The sequence below is a fragment of the Rhodopseudomonas parapalustris genome (assembly GCF_053772255.1).
Window position 1 is genome coordinate 1 of record NZ_JAMKBZ010000077.1, and the last position, 1,044, is coordinate 1,044.

1 protein-coding gene is annotated in these 1,044 nt (G+C 60.2%); it reads right to left on the minus strand.

Going from position 1 to position 1,044, the window contains the following annotated elements; all coding sequences use genetic code 11:
- Nucleotides 1–12: 12 nt before the first annotated feature.
- A complete protein-coding gene (locus M9H71_RS25100; protein WP_455407578.1) occupies nucleotides 13–993 on the minus strand; it encodes an integrase core domain-containing protein in 981 nt (326 codons plus the stop codon).
- Between the last annotated feature and the right edge of the window lie 51 nt (nucleotides 994–1,044).

Genomic DNA, 1,044 nt, shown 5'->3' on the forward strand with positions numbered 1-1,044 from the left:
TGTGCGAGTTCACTAATTCGTTGATCGCATGGTTTTGTCGGCGGCAAAGTCCTTCGGGGTTTTGCCGCCGAGGGCCTGGTGAGGCCGGAAGTTATTGTAATATACCATGTATTCGAACAACTCGTTGGCGAAGTGGTCGAGGTTGTCGAAGGTGGCGCCTTCGATCACGTCCTCGTCGAGCGTCCGCCAGAAGCGCTCGATTTTGCCGTTGGTCTGGGGGCGGTACGGCCGAGTGTAACGGTGCACGATGCCGAGCTCGCGCAACATCGCTTCGAAGGGGTGCTCGTCCGGACGGGCTCGCGAGGCGAACTCGGCGCCGTTGTCGGACAGGATCTCGGCGAACTGGACGCCGTAGCTGACGTTCAGCGTGTTGATCATCTTCAACGTCTTGAACATCACCGGCAGGGCCTTCTTCGAGGTCACGACCTCGGCCCAGGCCAGACGCGAGCAGCTGTCGAGCAGGCTGACGACAAAAGCTGTGTTGGGTGGCGGCGCCAGGAACATGTCGCGCGGCAATTGATGCAGGTCGACGTGACCGAGTTCGCCGATCTTGTCCTTGATAATGCGGCGTTTCTCCTCGCGCATGGCCGGCGTAAGGCGGTTCAATCCCCGATCCACCAGCACCCGATAGATGGTCGATTCCGAGGGTACCTGATCGCGCCGCTCTCGCAAGGCGGCATGGATCTCGTAGCGGTTCATGCCGCGCTGCCGGGCGGCGACGATCTCCGTCTCGATGCCTTCCGGGACACGACGATCCCGCCATTTAGGTCCGCGGCGCCGGGGCAACAGATCGGCCTCGTCGCCGCTCTGCAGATAGCGGTTGTAGTACTTCCGGAAGGTTTGGGAGCAAGTGCCGTGATGGCGGTAGAAGTCACCGACGCGGCGGAATTGCTCCGACCGTCCCTCCTTCACCGCCTCGTACTCAGCGATCAGAAAACGCCACTTCTGGATGTAGTTTCTTTCAATCGTCCGATCGAAGCTGTTGTCGCGCATCGAAGCCTCCCTGATGGGTGGATTCGATCACCGAATTGTTGAACATGCACA